Annotated in this window: 21 protein-coding genes and 1 tRNA gene; 14 read left to right on the top strand and 8 right to left on the bottom strand. The window is 74.1% G+C overall.

Going from position 1 to position 18099, the window contains the following annotated elements; genetic code table 11:
• Nucleotides 1-40 precede the first annotated feature (40 nt).
• The 4 genes from OC439_RS06530 (at nt 41) to OC439_RS06515 (ending at nt 3739) form a co-directional block, all read left to right on the top strand.
• The gene (locus OC439_RS06530; protein ID WP_262012652.1) at nt 41-1258 is read left to right on the top strand and encodes a hypothetical protein; all 1218 of its coding nucleotides are present in this window, start codon (nt 41-43) and stop codon (nt 1256-1258) included.
• 10 nt (nt 1259-1268) lie between these two features.
• On the top strand, nt 1269-2135 hold the full coding sequence (locus OC439_RS06525) for a PHP domain-containing protein (RefSeq protein ID WP_194798711.1): 867 nt from the start codon (nt 1269-1271) through the stop codon (nt 2133-2135).
• Between the two features lie 31 nt (nt 2136-2166).
• Nucleotides 2167-2781, top strand: coding sequence for a MarC family protein (locus OC439_RS06520; protein WP_013283903.1), 615 nt, complete (start codon nt 2167-2169; stop codon nt 2779-2781).
• A 124-nt stretch (nt 2782-2905) separates the two neighbouring features.
• Nucleotides 2906-3739 carry a RecB family exonuclease gene (locus OC439_RS06515; protein WP_262012763.1) on the top strand — a complete coding sequence of 278 codons (834 nt, stop codon included), beginning with the start codon at nt 2906-2908 and terminating at the stop codon, nt 3737-3739.
• 13 nt (nt 3740-3752) lie between these two features.
• Here OC439_RS06515 and OC439_RS06510 read toward each other — a convergent pair whose 3' ends face one another.
• Both OC439_RS06510 and OC439_RS06505 read right to left on the bottom strand, forming a co-directional pair.
• On the bottom strand, nt 3753-4604 hold the full coding sequence (locus OC439_RS06510) for an oxygenase MpaB family protein (protein WP_135243205.1): 852 nt from the start codon (nt 4602-4604) through the stop codon (nt 3753-3755).
• Between the two features lie 66 nt (nt 4605-4670).
• Complete coding sequence (locus tag OC439_RS06505; protein ID WP_194798708.1) at nt 4671-5099, bottom strand: Fur family transcriptional regulator; 429 nt, start codon at nt 5097-5099, stop codon at nt 4671-4673.
• A 161-nt stretch (nt 5100-5260) separates the two neighbouring features.
• On the opposite strand from OC439_RS06505, the gene OC439_RS06500 reads away from it, so the two are divergent.
• Nucleotides 5261-5743: a DUF2231 domain-containing protein gene (locus tag OC439_RS06500; protein ID WP_262012651.1), complete on the top strand. Its 483-nt coding sequence runs from the start codon at nt 5261-5263 to the stop codon at nt 5741-5743.
• A gap of 10 nt (nt 5744-5753) precedes the next feature.
• Here OC439_RS06500 and OC439_RS06495 read toward each other — a convergent pair whose 3' ends face one another.
• Nucleotides 5754-6332, bottom strand: coding sequence for a hypothetical protein (locus OC439_RS06495; protein ID WP_262012650.1), 579 nt, complete (start codon nt 6330-6332; stop codon nt 5754-5756).
• Nucleotides 6333-6518: 186 nt separating this feature from the next.
• On the opposite strand from OC439_RS06495, the gene OC439_RS06490 reads away from it, so the two are divergent.
• Nucleotides 6519-6695, top strand: a complete 177-nt coding sequence (locus tag OC439_RS06490) for a hypothetical protein (RefSeq protein ID WP_194798979.1) — start codon at nt 6519-6521, stop codon at nt 6693-6695.
• Between the two features lie 33 nt (nt 6696-6728).
• Here the strand turns inward: OC439_RS06490 and OC439_RS06485 are convergent, their stop codons facing one another.
• Nucleotides 6729-7205, bottom strand: coding sequence for a flagellar biosynthesis protein FlgA (locus OC439_RS06485; protein WP_262012649.1), 477 nt, complete (start codon nt 7203-7205; stop codon nt 6729-6731).
• A gap of 356 nt (nt 7206-7561) precedes the next feature.
• Here OC439_RS06485 and OC439_RS06480 point away from each other — a divergent pair, with 356 nt between their 5' ends.
• On the top strand, nt 7562-7780 hold the full coding sequence (locus OC439_RS06480; RefSeq protein ID WP_262012762.1) for a hypothetical protein: 219 nt from the start codon (nt 7562-7564) through the stop codon (nt 7778-7780).
• Between the two features lie 218 nt (nt 7781-7998).
• Here OC439_RS06480 and OC439_RS06470 read toward each other — a convergent pair whose 3' ends face one another.
• Nucleotides 7999-8646 carry a 5-formyltetrahydrofolate cyclo-ligase gene (locus OC439_RS06470; protein WP_410054891.1) on the bottom strand — a complete coding sequence of 216 codons (648 nt, stop codon included), beginning with the start codon at nt 8644-8646 and terminating at the stop codon, nt 7999-8001.
• A gap of 82 nt (nt 8647-8728) precedes the next feature.
• On the opposite strand from OC439_RS06470, the gene OC439_RS06465 reads away from it, so the two are divergent.
• From OC439_RS06465 to OC439_RS06435, 7 genes are all read left to right on the top strand, one after another.
• Nucleotides 8729-10918, top strand: coding sequence for a sensor domain-containing diguanylate cyclase (locus OC439_RS06465; RefSeq protein WP_262012647.1), 2190 nt, complete (start codon nt 8729-8731; stop codon nt 10916-10918).
• A 9-nt stretch (nt 10919-10927) separates the two neighbouring features.
• Nucleotides 10928-11917, top strand: a complete 990-nt coding sequence (locus OC439_RS06460) for a UTP--glucose-1-phosphate uridylyltransferase (RefSeq protein ID WP_262012646.1) — start codon at nt 10928-10930, stop codon at nt 11915-11917.
• On the top strand, nt 11914-13227 hold the full coding sequence (gene glp / locus OC439_RS06455) for a gephyrin-like molybdotransferase Glp (RefSeq protein WP_135243213.1): 1314 nt from the start codon (nt 11914-11916) through the stop codon (nt 13225-13227). Before OC439_RS06460 ends, glp begins: the two co-directional genes overlap by 4 nt.
• A gap of 52 nt (nt 13228-13279) precedes the next feature.
• The gene (locus OC439_RS06450; RefSeq protein WP_262012645.1) at nt 13280-13921 is read left to right on the top strand and encodes a GNAT family N-acetyltransferase; all 642 of its coding nucleotides are present in this window, start codon (nt 13280-13282) and stop codon (nt 13919-13921) included.
• A 169-nt stretch (nt 13922-14090) separates the two neighbouring features.
• Nucleotides 14091-14873 carry a hypothetical protein gene (locus tag OC439_RS06445; protein WP_262012644.1) on the top strand — a complete coding sequence of 261 codons (783 nt, stop codon included), beginning with the start codon at nt 14091-14093 and terminating at the stop codon, nt 14871-14873.
• Between the two features lie 176 nt (nt 14874-15049).
• Nucleotides 15050-15123: transfer RNA gene (locus tag OC439_RS06440), tRNA-Ala, on the top strand.
• Between the two features lie 118 nt (nt 15124-15241).
• Nucleotides 15242-15829: a nucleoside monophosphate kinase gene (locus tag OC439_RS06435; protein WP_262012643.1), complete on the top strand. Its 588-nt coding sequence runs from the start codon at nt 15242-15244 to the stop codon at nt 15827-15829.
• Between the two features lie 156 nt (nt 15830-15985).
• On the opposite strand, the gene OC439_RS06430 is transcribed toward OC439_RS06435, so the two are convergent.
• From OC439_RS06430 to OC439_RS06420, 3 genes are all read right to left on the bottom strand, one after another.
• Nucleotides 15986-16681 (bottom strand): proteasome protein, encoded by a 696-nt coding sequence (locus OC439_RS06430; protein WP_262012642.1) that lies wholly within the window; start codon nt 16679-16681, stop codon nt 15986-15988.
• 158 nt (nt 16682-16839) lie between these two features.
• Nucleotides 16840-17622, bottom strand: a complete 783-nt coding sequence (locus tag OC439_RS06425) for a methyltransferase domain-containing protein (protein WP_262012641.1) — start codon at nt 17620-17622, stop codon at nt 16840-16842.
• 84 nt (nt 17623-17706) lie between these two features.
• Nucleotides 17707-18090: a hypothetical protein gene (locus tag OC439_RS06420; protein ID WP_262012640.1), complete on the bottom strand. Its 384-nt coding sequence runs from the start codon at nt 18088-18090 to the stop codon at nt 17707-17709.
• Nucleotides 18091-18099: the final 9 nt, after the last annotated feature.

Below are 18099 nucleotides of genomic sequence, written 5' to 3'. Positions count from 1 at the left end.
CGGTGACAACCGGACGGGCAGCCCGGAGCGTCCATTCCCCGTGAGCGACGACGAGCTGGAGCGGGCGCTGCGGGAGACCCTGTCCCGCCGCGTCGAGACGTCCCGCCCGCTGCCCGCCGACCCGGCCGGGGAGATCCTGCGCCGGGCGCGGCGCACGGGCCGGCGGCGTACGCTCACCGGTCTGGCCCTGGCCGGCGTCGCCACCGTGTTCGTCACCACCGGGGTGGCCCAGTTCAGCGCGTCGGGCGGCGACGGCGGCACGCCCACAGTGGTGCTCGGCGACCCGCCCGTCCTCTTCCCGTCCCCGGAGCCCTCCGGGCCGTCCTCGATCACCCGCTTCGGGCCGGTCCGCGCCGAACTCGACCTGCTCGTCGGTGACCGGCTGGACACCAGCGGCGGTGAACGGCGGCAGCTGACCGGCGTGAGCGGCGTCGAACGGGCGCAGCGGATCCACGAGCAGGGGGGCTGGCTGCTCACCTCGGCGGCCACCGTCGCCGGCCGTACCCTCTGGTGGGTGCCGGTCGGTGGCGCCGCGCCGCAGGTCATGCTCGCCGCCGCGGACGCGGTGGCGGTCTCCCCGGACGGCCGCCAGGTCGCCTGGCGGGACGGCACGGACCTGATCGCCGCCGGTGTGGTCGCCGGCCAGCTCATCGCGCCGGTCCGGATCGCCGCGCCGGAAGGTGCCGTGCCGGTCGGCTTCACCGGCGACGCGGTGCTGATCCAGCAGCCCGGCGACGGCGGGATGAGCGTCTGGAACCGCGCGCTGGGCGGGCAGCCGGGCCCGGTGAACCCGGACGTCCGCACCGTCTACGGCACCCGGCCCGACGGCCGGGTGGTCGGCCTGGTCGCCGCCGGGCGGGACGAGGAGCACTGCCTGGCCCTGCTCGACCCGGCCCGCGACCTCGCCCCGGTGCGTACCGGATGCGGTCTGAAGCTTGCCACCGACGGACTCGGCGCCGTCTCCTTCGACGGCCGGTGGCTGCTCGCCAACGGCACGTCGCGCACCGCCCTCCTGGTCGACCTGCGCGACCCGGCCAGCCCGGTCACCCACCCGGCCGGCCCGCTGCTGGCCGGCGGCGTGTCCTGGACGCGGGCCGGGGTGGCGCTGCACGTGGACGCGACCGGCGGGCTGGTCCGGGTCAAGCCCGAGCGGGTGCTGGCCGGTGACCGGCCCACTGCCTCGAAGGTCGAGGGGCTGACGCCGGAGGACCGCCCGGTGGTGGTGGCCGACGTCCCCACGGTGCCGGACGGGGCGTAGCGTCGGGCGGGTGAGCGTCCCCGCCCGCATCGACCTGCACACCCACTCCACCGCCAGCGACGGCACCCTGACCCCCGCCGAGTTGGTCCGGGCCGCCGCCGACGCCGGGCTCGACGTGGTGGCACTCACCGACCACGACACCACCGCCGGCTGGGCTCCCGCCGTCGCCGCGCTGCCGCCCGGGCTCACCCTGATCCGCGGCGCGGAGATCTCCTGCCGGTGGTTCGGCGCCGAACCGGCGATCCCGCTGCACCTGCTCGCGTACCTGTTCGACCCGGCCGAGCCGCACCTGGCCGCGGAACTGGCCCGGGTTCGCCGGGCCCGCGAGGAACGCGGGGAGCGCATCGTCCGGCTGCTCCAGGCCGACGGCATCCCGGTGAGCTGGACGGAGATCCTGACCGGCGCGGGCGGCGGCACCGTCGGCCGCCCGCACATCGCGCAGGCGCTGATCCGGGCCGGTCTGGTCGCCACCACCACCGAGGCGTTCGGGCCGGACTGGCTCGGCGAGCGGTACCGGCTGCCCAAGGACGACATCGAGGTGTTCCAGGCGGTGGCGCTGGTGCGGGCGGCCGGCGGCGTGCCCGTCTTCGCCCACCCCAAGGCCAGCCGGCGCGGCCGGATCGTGCCGGACGAGCTGATCGCGGACCTGGCCGCGGCCGGCCTGGCCGGGCTGGAGGCCGACCACGAGGACCACGACCGGGCCGAGCGGGAGCACGTCCGCGGGCTCGCCGCCGACCTGGGACTGCTGGTCACCGGATCGTCCGACTTCCACGGCACGCACAAGACCGTGCGGCTCGGCGCGCACACCACAGGGCCCGAGGCGTACGAGCGGATCGTCGCGCTGGCCCGCGGGGTGACCCCTGTCGCTTCGAGCTGAAGCGATCCGACGGCACGGCTACCGTGTCCGCGTGGATCTCAAGCTCTTCGGCGAGGTCTTCGTGACCCTGCTGGTGATCGTCGACCCGCCCGGAATGATGCCCATCTTCCTCGCGCTGACCGGGCCGCTGCCCGCGCGCGACCGGAACCGGGCCGCCTGGCAGGCCGTGGCGCTGGCGCTCGGGGTCATCGTGATCTTCGCGGTGGCGGGGCAGACGATCCTGGCGTACCTGCACGTCGACCTGCCCGCCCTCCAGGCGGCGGGCGGCCTGCTGCTGATCCTGGTCGCGCTGGAGCTGCTGACCGGCAAGGCGGACGACCCGAGCAACCAGGTCACCTCCAACATCGCGCTGGTGCCCCTCGGCACCCCGCTGCTGGCCGGGCCGGGCGCCATCGTGGCGACCATGCTGTTCGTGCAGCAGGCCGGCGGCGCCGTCGACTACCTCGCCATCGGGCTCGCCATCGTCGCGGTGATGGTGACCGTGTGGGTGGTGCTGCGCTTCTCCGGCGGGATCGTCAAGGTGCTGCGCCCCGGCGGCATCGAGGTGCTGACCCGGATCGCCGGCCTGCTGCTGGCCGCCATCGCCGTGCAGCTCATCGCCGACGCGATCGCCGCGTTCGTGACCCAGTACCTCAACAACGCCTGAGCGGGCTCGTCCGGTGTCGTACCCGGATGGCAGGATTCTCCGGGTGCGACGACAGTCAGCAGCCAGTGGCTCCCGGGCTCCCCGACCCCGCGCCGAGCAGTCCGAGCAGCTCGGCTTCGAGGGCATGCCGGAGCGCCTGTTCGTCTGCACACCGAGCAAACTCGGCGCGTACGCGGACTGTCCCCGCCGCTACCGCTACGCCTACGTGGACCGGCCCGCGCCGCCCAAGGGCCCGCCGTGGGCGCACAACTCGCTCGGAGCGAGCGTCCACACCGCGCTGAAGAACTGGTACGCGCTGGCCCCCGACCGCCGCCGCCCCGAGGTGCTGGGCACGCTGCTCAAGGGCACCTGGGTCCGCGAGGGCTACCGCGACGACGAGCAGGAGCGCGACGCCTTCCGGCGGGCGCTGACGTGGCTGGAGAGCTACGTGGCGGGCCTCGACCCGGCCGACGAGCCGGTCGGCGTGGAACGGGTGGTCGCGGTCAAGACCGCGGTGCTCGCGTTCAACGGCCGCACCGACCGGATCGACTCGCGTCCCGGTCCGGACGGGCGGCCCGAGCTGGTCATCGTCGACTACAAGACCGGCCGCACCGGCCTCGACACCGACGACGCGCGCGGCTCGCAGGCGCTCGCGCTCTACGCGTACGCGGCCGAGCGGGTGTTCCGCAAGCCGTGCCGCCGGGTCGAGCTGCACCACCTGCCCACCGGCACCGTCGCCGCCCACGAGCACACGCCGGAGTCCCTGCACCGGCAGCTCACCCGCGCCGAGGACACCGCCCGCGACATCATGGCCGCCGAGCGCGCGGTGGCCGACGGCACCGACCCCGACGCGGCGTTCCCGGCCGAGCCGGGTCCGCGGTGCGGCTGGTGCGACTACCGGCGTACGTGCCCGACCGGCGCGCAGACCCCCGGCAAGGAGCCCTGGTCGGCGGTCGAGCGGTTCGCCGACCCGGAGTGAGCGTGGGGCGCCGTCAGGCCGCGGTCAGGCGGGCGGCGCGTTCCTTGGCGGCCTGCTGCAACGGGCCCTCCCGGTAGCGCCGGGGCACCGCGGCCAGCGCCAGTCGCAGCGCCCGCGCGCTCAGGTCCGCCGACAGGGCGGTGGTGGGCAGGCCCAGCCCGCCGTAGAGCCGCAACGCCCACGGCGGCAGCATCCCCAGCGCGGTGGCGGCGATGCCGAAGTACGCCCAGCGCGGCGGCCCCAGGTTCAGGCCCACCCGCGCCGGCAGGCTGAGCTTCCACGGGATCGGGGGCGCGGTCAGGAACACCGCCGTCTCGGCCGCCTCCCGGGTCATCCGCAACTGCGGGCGTACGTCCCGGTAGTAGTCCGCCACCTCGGCGGCGGTACCCGGCACGTCGTCCGGGTCCAGCCCGACCAGGGCCGCCGACCGGCGCTGCTCGGTGTAGTAGCCGTCCACCTCGTCGTCGGTGAGCGCCAGCCCCGCCCGTCGGGCGGTGCTCACGAACGACTCCACCTCGGTGACGTGCACCCAGCGCAGCAGGTCCGGATCGTCGACGCGGAACTCCTCACCGGTGAACGGGTCGGTGGCGCGCATCCGGGCGTGCCGCGTCCGCAGCCGTCGCCCGGCCGCCTCCGCCTCGGCGGTGGTGCCGTAGATCGTCGTCCCCACGTACGTCGCCGTGCGGACCAGCCGCCCCCAGGCGTCGGTGCGGTAGTTGCTGTTCTGCGCGACGCCGGCCATCGCGCGGGGATGCAGCGCCTGGAGGTAGAGGGAGCGCAGGCCGGCGACGATCAGGATCGGTTCCTCGTGCACCTTCCACGTGACCGATCCCGGACCGAAGAGGCCGAGGTCTTCGGTGTCCATCGATCAAGAGTGCCACGCCTCGTCGCCGGCCGTCCTCGGTGCGGCGGGCCGTCCTCGGCGCTCCGGTCAGTCGTCGGCGGAGCGGCGGGACTGGCAGGCCGGGCAGAGGCCCCAGAAGGTCACTTCCGCCTCGTCCAGCTCGAAGCCGTGCGCCACGTTCGGGTCCAGGCAGGGGGCGCTGCCGACCGCGCAGTCCACGTCGGCGATCTCCCCGCAGCCCCGGCACACCACGTGGTGGTGGTTGTCGCCGACCCGGGCCTCGTACCGCGCGGGACTGCCGGCCGGCTCGATCCGACGGGACAGGCCGGCCCGGGACAGGGCGCCGAGCACGTCGTAGACGGCCTGGGTGGAGACCGAGTCGATCCGCCGGCGGACCCGCCGGGTGATCTCGTCCACCTCCAGGTGACCGCCGGCGGAGAGCACGTCCAGCACGGCGAGACGCGGCCGGGTGACCCGTAGGCCCCTCGACCGGAGCAGCTCCTCACCTGTGGACATGGATCCATGACAGCACGGGGCAGGCGGGCCGACAAGCGAGCGTTGTTCACCCGTGGCCGGGGCCACAGGTGAACCGGAGCCGCCACGCGTGCGTGTATCGAGGAAGGCGGCGTCACGCCGTACGCTGAGCGCGCCAAACCACCCACTCGCCGGAGGTGTCGGTGTTCAGGGAAATCAACGGTCTGCCGGTCCACGTGCTCGTCATCCACGCGGCGGTGGTGCTGGTGCCGCTGCTGGCACTGCTCGCCGTCGCGTACGGGGTGCTGCCCCGCTGGCGGCCCCGCCTCGGCTGGGCGGTCGCGGCGCTCGCCGTGGTCACCCCGATCGTCGCCTGGGTGGCGACCGAGTCCGGCGAGGAGCTGGAGGAGGCCCTTCGCGCGAAGGGCTACCCGCCGGACCGGCTGCAGCAGATCCACGAGCACGCCGAGTACGGCGACACGCTGTTCTGGTTCGCGCTCGGGCTCGGCGTGGTGGCGCTGCTGCTCGTGCTGTCGACGAGCCGCTTCGTCGCGGGCCGGAACCTGCCCCGCTGGCTCCCGATCGTGCTCACCGTCGTGGTGGCGGTGCTCGCGGTCTTCGCGCTCGTGTACGTCTACCTGACCGGGGACAGCGGCGCCAAGATGGTCTGGGACGGCGTCGTCTGACCGCTGCGGGTCAGAACAGCACCCGCGAGCAGAGCAGGCAGGTGAGCAGCACCAGCACCACCGCCACGGCCGCCCCGATGCCGTAGGTGAGCCGCTGCGCGCGCTGCTCCGCCTGGTCCATCGCGGCCATGTCCTGCGGCGGGAGCCGGCGGGGCGGTGACGGCTGCACGTGTACCGGCGGCCGCCAGCCGGGCGGCGGAGGCGTGCTCGGCGGCGGTCCCGCGTATCCCGAAGGCGGCGGGCTGCCGGCGGGCGCGCCCCCGAACTGCGGGCCACCGGCGGGCGGGCCGGCACCGGGCGTGCCCGGCCACGCGCCGCCGGCCACCGTCCAGCCGCCTGCCGCCTCCGGCCGGGCCCACGGGCTCTCGGTGGCCGCCTCGCGCGACCACGGGCTGGCGTTCCCGGCCGTCTCCGGGGTGCCGGCGGTTGGCCCGGTTGTCTCGACGCCCTCGGCGACGGCGGGCTCTGCCGTGGGGGCGGCGGGCTCTGCTGGGAGGGCGGCCGGCTCGGGCTGCCCGGCGGTCCCGGCCGGTTGGTCCGGGCGTCGCCAGGTCTCGTCGTCGGGGCTGCCACCGCTCGGCGTCGTCACGCCGTCCGACGCTACCAACGCCCCGGGCCGGTCGGCCGCCCGACGCGTCGATCACCGCCACCCCGGCCCGTGGCGCCCGGTGTGTGGCGTTCCGACGGCTCCCGGCCCGGTACGGCCGGGCTCGGGACGATCCGGCCGGTCCCGGGGATCGAGCCGGCGGCCCGTTCGGCGGTATCGTTGCTGATCGTGACCGAACCCGCCATCCGGACACCGCGCGACGACGACGACCGCGTGGTCGACCTCAGCGACGACTTCGTGGTGCTGCCCGAGCAGACCAGCGACGACACCGACCGTGGCTGGGGCGAGCGCCCCGGCGGCAACGACGACTGGCTGCTCGCCGAGCGTCCCCCGCACTGGGGCTGATCGCGCCGCGGCGGGCTGCTCGCCGGGCTCGCGTCAGCCGCGTACCACCACGGCGAAGCGGCTGCCTTCCGGCAACCCGACCGCCCGCCGGGCCTGCTCCGGCGGCAGCGCCAGGTAGAGCGCCGAGGAGCCGTCGACCGCTCCGGTGGCGCCGACCACGTCGAGCACCAGGGCGCGTGGAGCCAGCAGCGTGGGGTCGGGCGTACCGCCGGCCGGCACGACGAGCAGGTCGACCCGGGCACCCGGGCGCAGCACCGCGAGGGCGGCCGGCTCGGCCAGCCGGATCGGTACGCCGACCGCACCGGCCGGCAGGGCGGGGGTGCCGCCGGACGGCGACGCCGTCGCCGAGGCGGCCGGCAGGACACGGGGTGGTGGGCAGGACGGCGGCGTCTGGAGCACCGCGGCGGCCAGCCCCAGCAGCACCGCGACGAGCGTCACCCGCAGCAGCGTCCGGCGCCGGGGCAGCCCGCGCCAGCGGACCGGACGCAACGTCGCCTCGCCATCCGTCACCGCTGCCTCCCACCGCCGGCCGACCATCCGACCGCAGGCTAGGCCCGGCCGCCCGGCTCCCGCCGCCCCACCGCCCGCCCCTGTGGATAACCCGCCCGCTTGTGGAAAACCGTTCCCCGGGACCAGCGCGGAGGCCCGGTGCGGCCGGGACCGCCAGCTCGGGGAGCTTGCTGCTTCCGGACCGGCGGATGCAGCAACCTCCCCGAGGTGGCGACCATTCGCCACCTTCCGACGCAGCAACCTCGCCGAGGTGGCGAGCATCCGCCACCGGCCGATGCGGCAACCTCGCCGAGCCCGGCGAGCATCCGCCGCGAACGGAACGTGGCCGCCCCCGAGCGGGAACGGCCACGTGTCGCGTGCGAGCAGCGGGTCAGGACGAGCTGGACGCCGCCGGTGCCTTGCTCGCCGTCGACCCGGAACCGGACGAAGAAGACGACCCGGACGAGGAAGACGAGCCGGACGACGAGGACGAGGAGTCCGACGACGACGAGGACGAGGACGACTCGGACTTGGCCGGCTTGCTCGTGGTCGAGGAGCCGTTGTCGGAACCGGACGAACGGGAGTCCGTACGGTAGAAGCCGGAGCCCTTGAACACGATGCCCACCGAGTTGAAGAGCTTTCGCAGCCGCCCCTCACACGCCGGGCACTCGGTCAGCGGCTCGTCCGAGAAGGACTGCACCGCCTCGAGCTGGTGGCCGCACGCGGTGCAGGCGTACTGGTACGTGGGCACGTTCTCCTCCGGATCTTCGGCACGGCCTTCTGGCACTCGTGGTCTTCGAGTGCCAATGGTGCGTCATGACCCCCGCATTCGTCCAGCGGAAGCGCCCGGCCCCACACCCGGGACCGCCACCAGCCCGTCCGCCGGAGTGATCACACAGTGCACCGGGCGGTCGTGCGGCAGGGCGGGCACCGCCTCCACCAGCTCGCCGTCGTGCAGCAGCGCCACCGTCGGCACCGTGGCGGGCACCCGGGCCAGCGCGCGGTCGTACGAGCCGCCGCCGCGGCCCAGCCGGATACCCCGGCGGTCCACCGCCACCGCCGGCACCACGACCAGGGCGGCTCCGGCCACCGCGGTCCGCCCCCGGGGCGGTGCGGTCGGCTCGCGCAGACCCCGGCCGGCGGCGCGCAACGACTCCGGGCCGGTGTAACGGGCCCAGTCCAGGTCCAGGTCCTCGCGCAGCACCGGCAGCAGCAGTTCGGCGTCGGGCGGCAGCGCGGCGAGCAGCACGTCCGGCAGGTCGTGCCCGCCGGGCTCGGAGGCGACCGGCACGTACGCGCTCATCCTGGCCGGGCGCAGGCGGCGTACCAACGTCACCAGCTCGGCCTGGACGGCGGCGGCCGCCACCGCGCGGTCGGCCGCGGACAGCGACCGGCGCGCGGCGAGTAGCGCGATGCGCATCTCCCGCTTCGCATCGTGCGCTTCATCCGAAAATTCCGGCACGCAACACTCCTGACGCAACGCTTGCCTAATGGTCGCTCTGTGTCAGCATCGCACCAAGGGAGCGGAACTTCCGGGGGGAAGATTGACGCTACGCGGGCGGTTGACGGCGGCTTTCCTCGCGGTGGTCCTCGGCCCCGTCCTGCTCGGCGCGTTCTTCGTCGGGACCACGCTCAGCGCCGTCGACCGCAGCCGTGCCACCGAACGGCTGGGCCTGGCCGCGGCCGGTGTGCGTACCTCGATCGACGCGCTCTGCCAGCAACTCCGCGCGGCGGCCGACGCGGTCGCGCTGGTCGGCGACCCGGTCGTCCGGTCGCGCGCGGCCGACCAGGTGGTCGCCCGAGGGCTGGCCGCCGCCGTGCTGATCGCCGACGCCGCCGGCCGCACCACCTACACCACGCCGGACGGACCGGCCGGGCGCTGGCAGGACTGCGCCGGCGCACCAGCCACCGGCGTCGCGGCGCTCTCCGCCCAGGTCCGGCTCCGCGACCCGGCCGGCACCGACCTGGGCGCGGTCGCCGCCGCCCAGCCCGTCGACCGGGCCTTCGTGGCGCGGCTCGCCGCCGTGACCGGCGTCGGGGTCACCCTCCTCGACGACCCCGGCGGCATCACCCACACGACCGAGGACCAGGGGGTACGCGCAGCGGTGCTGGCCGCCGCCGGCAAGGCGGACGGGAACCGGGTGACAGGCACCGGCGACGGCCGGTACGTGCGGCGGGTCGGTCCGTCTCCCGGTCAGCCGCTCCCACTGGTGCTGTCGGTGCCGGGGGAGCGCGCGCCCGGCCTGTACGGGGCGCTGATCGCCGCCGTCGCGCTCGCCGCCCTGCTCGCCGTGCTGGCGGCCTGGCGGCTGGCCCGGGTGACCACCCGGCCGCTCGGTGAGCTGGCCGGCGCGGTGGACCGGGTGGCACGCGGCGACCTGAGCGCCCGGGTGCCGGTGCGCAGCCGTGACGAGATCGGGCGGCTCGCAAGCGCGTTCAACCGGATGACCCGGGAGACCGGCACCTACGTGACGGCGCTGACCAGCAGCCGCGACCAGCTCCGCAACCACCTCGCGGTGCTCGGTGACACGCTCGCCAGCACGCACGACCTGCAACGCATCCTGCGGGTGATCCTGGACAGCGCGATCGCCGCCACCGGCGCCCGGGCCGGCGCGGTGCTGCTCGTCGACGGCGACGGCGTCCTCGTCGGCCGGTGCGTGGAAGGGCTGACCGGGCGCTGGCCGACGAGCGACCCGGCCGACCCGGCGACGCTGCGGGTCGCGGTCGGCGCCGGGGTGCTCGGCGCGGTGGCCGCCACCGGCGAACCGCTGCGCGGACGGTGGGCGCCGCCGGACACGCCGACCGGGGAGCCGACCTGCGAGACGTACGTGGCCGTGCCGTTCGCCACCCCCGGCGGCACCGAGCCGCGCGGCCCGGACCGGCCCGGCCACCCGCCCGCCGACGGCGACCCGCCCGGCTCGGCCTGCGCGGCGCTCGGCGTACTCGTGCTCTACGACCGGCTCGGCGGGCACGGGTTCCACGACGACGACGTGGTGACGCTGCGGACGTTCGCCGGGCACGCGGCGGTCGCGGTGGAGAACGTCCGGGTGCACGAGGAGGCCCAGCGGCTCTCGCTCACCGACCCGCTGACCGGGCTGTGGAACTACCGCTACCTGCGTGAGTCGATCCGCCGCGAGGTGGAGCGGGCGAACCGGTTCGGCCGGATGCTCAGCGTCCTCGCGCTCGACCTGGACCGGTTCAAGAACGTCAACGACACCTGGGGCCACGCCGCCGGGGACGCCGTGCTGGTCGAGTTCGCCCGCCGGGTACGCGGCGTGATCCGCGAGGTGGACCTGGCGTTCCGGCAGGGCGGCGAGGAGTTCGTGGTGCTGCTGCCGGAGACCGACGCCCGGGGCGCCACGATCGTCGCCGAGCGGCTCGGCGCGGTGGTACGCGACCAGCCGGTGACAGTCGAGGGGAGCGGCGACGAGCCGGTGCGGGTGCCGGTGACCGTCTCCATCGGCATCGCCGTCTACCCGGACCACGCCGCCGGCGGCCAGCAGGTGCTCGACGCCGCCGACGACGCGTTGTACGCGGCGAAGGCCGCCGGACGCGACGGCTACCGGCTCGCCCCGGCGCCCGATCCGGTGCCCACCCAGGAGATCCCGGTGGTGGCCGCCGGTGTCAGCCCGCCGGACGGGCTGCCCCGGGCCGGCGCGGCGGACCCGGCGGGCACCGTCCAGGGCGGCGCGTCTTCCGGTCCTCACCCGCCGCGGCAGAGCCGTGGCCGATAGTCTCGCGACATGTCGGAGCACTCAGCGAACCCCTCAGCGACCCCCGGTCGCTCCCGCGCGGTCAAGGCCGTGATCCCGGCCGCCGGCCTGGCCACCCGGTTCCTGCCGGCCACCAAGGCGGTTCCCAAGGAACTGCTGCCGGTCGTCGACCGCCCGGTCCTGCAGTACATCGTCGAGGAGGCCGCGCAGGCCGGCATCGACGACATCCTGCTGATCACCGGTCGCGGCAAGACCTCGATGGTGGACCACTTCGACCGCCGGCCGGACCTGGAGGAACGGCTCGCCAAGAAGCCCGAGCTGCTGGCCGAGGTCAAGCGCACCGAGGAACTCGCCGCGATCTACACGGTCCGCCAGCCGGAACAGCTCGGTCTCGGCCACGCCGTCGGGTACGCCGAGTCGCACGTCGGCGACGCGCCCTTCGCGGTGCTGCTCGGCGACGAGTTCGTCAAGCCGTCCGAGCCGCTGCTGCCGGCCATGCTGGAGCTTCAGGCCCGCACCGGCGGCGTGGTGCTCGCGTTCTTCGAGGTCGACCCGGCCGAGACCAGCCGGTACGGCATCGCGTCGGTCGAGCCGGCCGAGTCGGAGTACGCCGACATCGCCGAGGTCGTCAAGGTCACCGGCATGGTGGAGAAGCCCAGCCCGGCCGACGCCCCCAGCAACCTCGCCGTCCTCGGCCGGTACGTGCTCCCCGGGAGGATCTTCGACGCGATCCGGCGTACCCAGCCGGGCAGCGGCGGCGAGATCCAGCTGACCGACGCGATGGAGCTGCTGCGTACCGAGGGGGTGCCGGTGCACGCCATCGTCTACCGGGGCACCCGCTACGACACCGGCATGCCGCTCGGCTACCTCCAGACCGTGGTGCAGATCGCCGCCGAGCGGGACGACCTGGGCGCCGAGTTCCGCAAGTGGCTGACCGAGTTCGTCAACAACGGTGACGAGACAGTCACCGCAGCCGTCCTCAACGGCATCCGCGACGCGTCCGGCGGTGCCGATACATGACCGCGACGGCCGACGCCGAGGCGGCCGCGAACGAGTTGACGCCGCTCGCCGACTACCTGGGCAGTGTGCTGCGCAGGTTACGCGCGCTGCCTCCACTCGACCTCGACCTGACCCAGGCGTACGGCAACGTGCTCGCCGAGGACGTGGTCGCCCCGCACTCGTACCCCGCCTTCGACCAGGCGGCGGTGGACGGGTACGCCGCGCGCTGGGAGGACATCTCCGGTGGGAGTCGGGGGCCGGGCTACGTCCCGGCCCCCTCCGGTATGCCCGGCGGCCGCAGCATCCGCCTCAACGTGGTGGGTGACCTGGGCGCGGCGAGCTGGCGGCCGGTCCGGCTCACCCCCGGCTCCTGCTTCTCGGTGGCGGCGGGCGCGCCGCTGCCGATCGGCGCGGACGTGGTCGTCCCGGTGGAGTGGACCGACCAGGGCATGGCCGCCGTCGAGATCTTCCGCGCCCCCAAACGGGGGTACGGCCTGCGCCGCGCCGGGGAGGAACTGGTCGCGGGCACGCTGCTCGCCCGCGCCGGCGCGTACGTCTCACCGGCCCTGGTCGCGGTGTTCGCCGCCACCGGCATCGGGCACGTGGTGGTGCGGCCCAGCCCGCGCGTGGTCATCGTGGCCACCGGCGACGAACTGGTGGACGTGGGCCGGGGCAGCCAGCCCGGGCAGGTGGTGGACACCAACTCCCACGCGCTGACCGCGGCGGCGGCCGAGGCGGGCGCGCTCGCGTACCGGGTGGGGATCTGCGACGACGACCCGGAGGCGCTGCGCGGCCTGCTGGAGGACCAGACGCTGCGCGCCGACCTGATCATCACGACCGGCGGCACCGGCACCGGCCCCGGCGACATGGTCCGCCGCATCCTGTCCCGTCGCGACGGCGGCCGGGCCGGGCCGGTCACCTTCACAGAGGTGGCCCTCTATCCCGGAACGGCCCTCGGGTTCGGTACGGTCGGCGCCGAGGAGGTGCCGGTGGTGTGTCTTCCCGGTGAGCCCGGCGCGGCGCTGATCGGCTTCGAGGTGCTGGCCCGGCCGGCCATCCAGCTGCTGGCCGGGGCCGAGCCGGTGTTCCGGCCGAGCGTCCGCGCCCACCTGCTGGAGACGGTCTCGTCCCCGGTGGGCCTGCGCGAGTTCCGGCCCGCGCACGTGGCCGAGCGGCGCGGCGGCGGGTACACGGTGCAGCCGCTCGCCGGTGGCCCGTACACGCTGTCCGGCCTGTCCGACGCGAACGGCCTGCTGGTGCTCGGCGAGCGGGTCACCACCGCCGCCGCCGGGTCTACGGTGGATGTTCTCCTGCTGGACCGGCGCCGGTGAGCGCGAGGAGTGAGCTTGCGAGCCCCGCAGTCGCGAGCGAAAGGCCGGCTCCGTGAGGTTCCGGCGGGCGCCGGGATGGCCGGCGGTGCTGGTGGACGGTCCGGTGGTGTTACGGCCGTACCGGCGTTCGGACGCCGCCGCCTGGTCGGAGATCCGGCGCGCGAACCGGGAGTGGCTGGCGCCGTGGGAGTCCCATGTGCCCGGCGGCTGGTACGAGACGAACTCGCCCGCCGCGTTCCGCCTGGTGCACGCCGACCAGCGCAAGTCCGCGCGTACCGGTGAGGGCATGCCGTTCGCCGTCTGCCTGCGCGAGAACGGGCAGGAGCGGCTGGTCGGCCACGTGAACGTGGGCAGCATCGTGCGGCGCGCGTTCTGCTCCGGGTACGTGGGCTACTGGGTGGACTCCCGGGTGGCCGGTCGCGGCGTGATCCCGACTGCTGTGGCGCTCGCCGTGGACCACGCGTTCGGGCCGGGCGGTCTGCACCGGATCGAGGTGAACATCCGGCCGGAGAACACGCCGTCCCGGCGGGTGGTGGAGAAACTCGGCTTCCGCGAGGAGGCCTATCACGTGCGCTACATGCACATCGACGGCGCGTGGCGCGACCACATCGGATACGCGATGACGGGCGAGGAAGTAGTAGCCGAGGGCGGCTTGCTGGCGCGGTGGCACCGCGTACGTGACAACCGCCGCTGAGGCGAACGCCCGGCGCGGCGCACTGTGAACCGGGTCGGCGGCCCGTAACCTCAAGTAACTGCAAGCTGTGGCAAGCGCTGCCCGCCCGCACGAAGTGCGCCGTAAACGACGGTCGACGGAAGAAGTTGCGGCGGTCGGCGCTCGCCGGAGAACTTTGGTGACGGGAGGGGTGAGGGTGCCCACGTCGGTGCTCCTCGCCGTCCTCGCCGCCGCCGGTCTGCTCGCCCTCGCTCCGGCGCTGGTCCGCCGGTACGACGCCACCGAGCGGCTGGTGGCGGAGCGGGCGCAGTCGACGGCGCGGGTGCTCCAGCGCCAGCGTCGACGGCGCACCGTGCCCGGGCGGCGACCGCTGCACCCGCCGCGCTCCCTCGTTGTGACCCTCAGTGAAGACTTCGACACGGGTAGTCTTGCCCGTCCGGTCTCCGCGCCGCCGCTGCGCCGGCGCTCCGGGCGACTCCGGCCCGTCTCCGCGGTGCCGGCCCAGTCCCGCCGACGGCACCCGCCCCGCCGACGGCACACCCCGGCGATCTACCGCCGGCGCCGGGTGCTGGCCGCGCTGCTGCTGCTCAACCTGGTCGAGCTGGGCGGCGTGGTGCTCGTCGGACCCGGGTTCTGGATCAGCGTCTCGGTCACCGGCACGCTGCTCGTCGCGTACGTCGTACACCTGCGGCAGCGTGCCCTGGCCGAGCGCCGGCGGCGGCGTGCGGACGCCCGCGAGGCGGCCTGGCTGGCCGCCCGCCAGGCCGAGGTACGCCGCGAGCAGGCCCGGCGCGCGGCGGCCCGGCGGGAGGCGCAGCGCCGGCTGGCCGCCCAGCGCGAGGCGGTCCGGCGTACGGCGATGGGGCTGGACCGTCCCGCGGACCTGCCACCGGCGGCGAGCGGCGGCTCGGTGTCCTACCGGCGGGCGGGCGGCCTGCGCGGACGCCCCTACCAGTCCGGCCGAGGCGCCTGACCCGCCGCGCGCGGTTCCTTGGCGATCTTGGAAGGTTTGGGCCCCTCCGAGGGCCTTTTCCTTCCAAGATCTACGGGGCGGCAGGGCGGTTCGCGTCGTGGGGGCGCGACCTGTTAGCCTTGTCGTCGGCCCGCCCGGTGAAAGCCGGGTGGGACCGACGCCGGTTCGCCGGCGGAGGGGCTGTGGCGCAGACCGGTAGCGCACCTCGTTCGCATCGAGGGGGTCAGGGGTTCAAATCCCCTCAGCTCCACCCAGTTCAAAGGCCGTTTCCGCCAGGCGGAGACGGCCTTTTCGATCTTGTGCGGGGCGGCTCACCGGAACCACGTGCACTGCTAGCTTGGCTCTTTGCGGAAAAAATGGGAGTACACATGGCCAACGTGGCCCTCATCGCCGGGCCGCTCGTCGACCTGGCTTCCGCTGCGTCGGCTCTGGCAGACGCCTGCGGCCTGCAGGTCGTCAGCGCAGGCAATGTCTTCCGCGAGCATGTGCTGCAGCAGACTCCGCTGGGCGAAGAGGCGATCGGTTATATGCAGGCCGGACAGCTTGTCACCGATGAACTGATGGTCAGAGCCGTCGCCGACGCACTAGCCGACGTCGACGATGGCTGGGTGCTGTACGGCTTCCCTCGCACGATCCGTCAGGCCGAGTTGCTGACGCGGAGCGGCCATGTTCCCGACACAGTGATCGAACTCGTCCTGACTGAGGACCAACTCCACCTCGCCGTTCAGCGCCGGGTGGAACGACGGATGGAACTTGATCCCCAGGTCGCCGTGCGGCGCCAGGAACTCCTGCTCACATACGCGTACGCACAGGAGAACCACCAGGCACAGATCGAGTCGTTGCGCGCCTACTACCGAGCCCGTGGCCCGCTGCAAACCGTCAGCGGCTTCGGCGATTTCGAAGAGGTAGCAGCCAGATTGATCCCTATCGCCTCCCAAGGTCGATGCCGTCCGTGAGGTCGAGCAGGTAGGCCGGCTGCCGGTCGACGGGCGAGGGCTTTCCTCCGCTCCCGTCGGTCAAGGCGGCTCTGAACGGGCCGCACGCGCCACCACCTGGGCACGGGCGGCCGTTGCTCCGCCGGCGTTCCGAGCCCGGCCGCCCGACACGCTCTGTCAGCCGAACAGGCCGTCGAGCGCCTTCTGTTCGAGATTGCGCCAGCGCTCGGCGTCCTTCAGCGCCTTGGCGATCTCCTTCTCGTCGAGGTGGTGGGCGCCCTCCTCGCGGATGCACGCGACGCTGAACGGCCCGCCGACCGACGGCGAGGTCCGCTCCAGCGCCTCCAGGACCCGTACCACGCCCACCACGCCGTACTCGACGGTGCGCGTGGTCATCCGGAAGTGGGACAGCAGCGCGCCGGCCTGCTGGGCCATGGGCGCGCCCGAGCCGATGGCGTGGAAGCCCACGTCCTCGTAGCGGCCGATCAGCCCGTTGGGGTTGATCTCCACGATCCACGGGCCGCCCTGGCTGTAGCCGGCCGCGAGCAGGTACGCCGACACCCCACCGCCGGCGCCCTCGCCGGGTACGTCCGGGATGTAGTTCTCGTAGTGCTTCTTGAAGACGGGCAGGACGCGCTCCTGCAACTCGTCGCCGATGTCGGGTGCTTCGAGGATGGCGGTGGCCGAGTCCTGGAGCAGGGGGCGCAGGTCGTTGAGGACTCCCCGCGCGCCGCTGCCGCCCCAGGCGGCGCAGTCGCCCAGCGGATGCAGCTTCTGGGCGGGGAAGCTCAGACCGCGGTCGCTCTCGGTGATCTGGGAGTCGGCGCCGATCACCACCCCGTCTTTGCAGACAACGGCGAGTACGACGGTCATGGGAATCCTCCTGGGCAGGGGTACGGGGTAAGGCGCGAGGTACCCGGCATCCCGTCCGCCTACACCCCGGCAGGTGTCGGCCCGCTCACTGCCCCGCGCAGAGCCGGGTCAGTGTTTCCGAGGTATCGGGGCGGTCGCTGCCGTAGCCGGCGTCCGTCTCAGGTGACGGTGGCCGCGGTGAGGAAGAACGTGACCGCGTACGTGAACCGGCCTGCCTCGACGGCCTCGTCGAACTGGTCTTCGAACGCGCGAGCCTCGGCGGGTTCGAGTACGCCGCGCCGAGCCGCTGTGGCAGCCCAGCTGCGCAGGCCCAGCACGTTGTCGGCGGCGGCCGGGTTCCGAACCAGCAGCGTCCGGGGCTCGACGGTGACGTCGGCCAGGCCGAGCGTGGCGAGAATGCCGGCGTGCTGATGAGCCAGGGTGCCGTTGCGGAGGAGGACGTCGGCCCGGAACCGCAGTACGCGCCGCGCCAGAGCCTGGTCGGTGATGTCGAGCACCTGGGTGTCGTAGTCGGGGTCCGCGAGGACGATGCGGCCACCCGGGCGGACGACCCGGACGAGTTCCGCGATGGCGGTGCGGGGGTGAGCGAGGTGTTGCACGGTGCGGTCGGCCCAGGCGCCGTCAAAGGAGTCGTCGCGGAACGGTAGCCGATTTGCGTCGGCGACGGTGCATCGACTCAGGCCCCGCACCTGCATGGCGGCAGCCATTGTCAGGGCGCGGTCCACCGTCACCACATCGGCGTCGTGTTCGTCTCGAAGGCGGACCGCGCTCGCCCCGGTGCCCGCACCGACGTCGAGGTAGCGCAGGCCGGGCGCCGGGTGGAGCAACTCCCGGACCCGATGCTGATATGCCTGGTAGAAGGGCTCGTCGGTCAGGCGGTCGAGTACGCCGACCCACGAGTCCGGGTCTGGCTGCCGGTCGACATCGGTGAACCCGTGCACGGTCCGGAGCCTAGTGCGCCGCCGCCGGCTGATCCGGCAACCGCGTGGGGTGCATCGTGGGGTGGATCAGCCCCTGTCGCGAGGTCACCGAGGCCGTTTGTCCTCGACGTGCACGACGTTCAGCTCCCGGCCGTCCCGATCCCGCTTGCTGCGCCCGTGGAGACCGACCGCCAGATCGCTGTCGTCCGAGACCTCGTCCGGGCCGACATAGGTCAGCACGTCGTTGTGGTGACCGTAGACCGCCCATCCGGGGCCGGGATCGAGCGTGAGGGTGCCGAAGTCCGCGGAGGGTGAACCGACGTGGACGGGACCGTACTCGCGCAGGATGTCGACGGCCCGAGCGGCGAGGTCGATGCCCGGCTCGGGGTCCGGCAGGACGACGACGGTGCCGTTCGCGAACACGACCCAGGACTTGCCGTCGCCCTGGATGACCCGACGCCAGGAGTCGGCCAGATTCTCGTGGGACATGAAGCCGAT

It is taken from the genome of Micromonospora sp. Mcm103, from assembly GCF_024519755.1.
Taxonomy (GTDB): domain Bacteria; phylum Actinomycetota; class Actinomycetes; order Mycobacteriales; family Micromonosporaceae; genus Micromonospora; species Micromonospora aurantiaca.
This window is presented reverse-complemented; position numbering and strand designations above follow the sequence as displayed.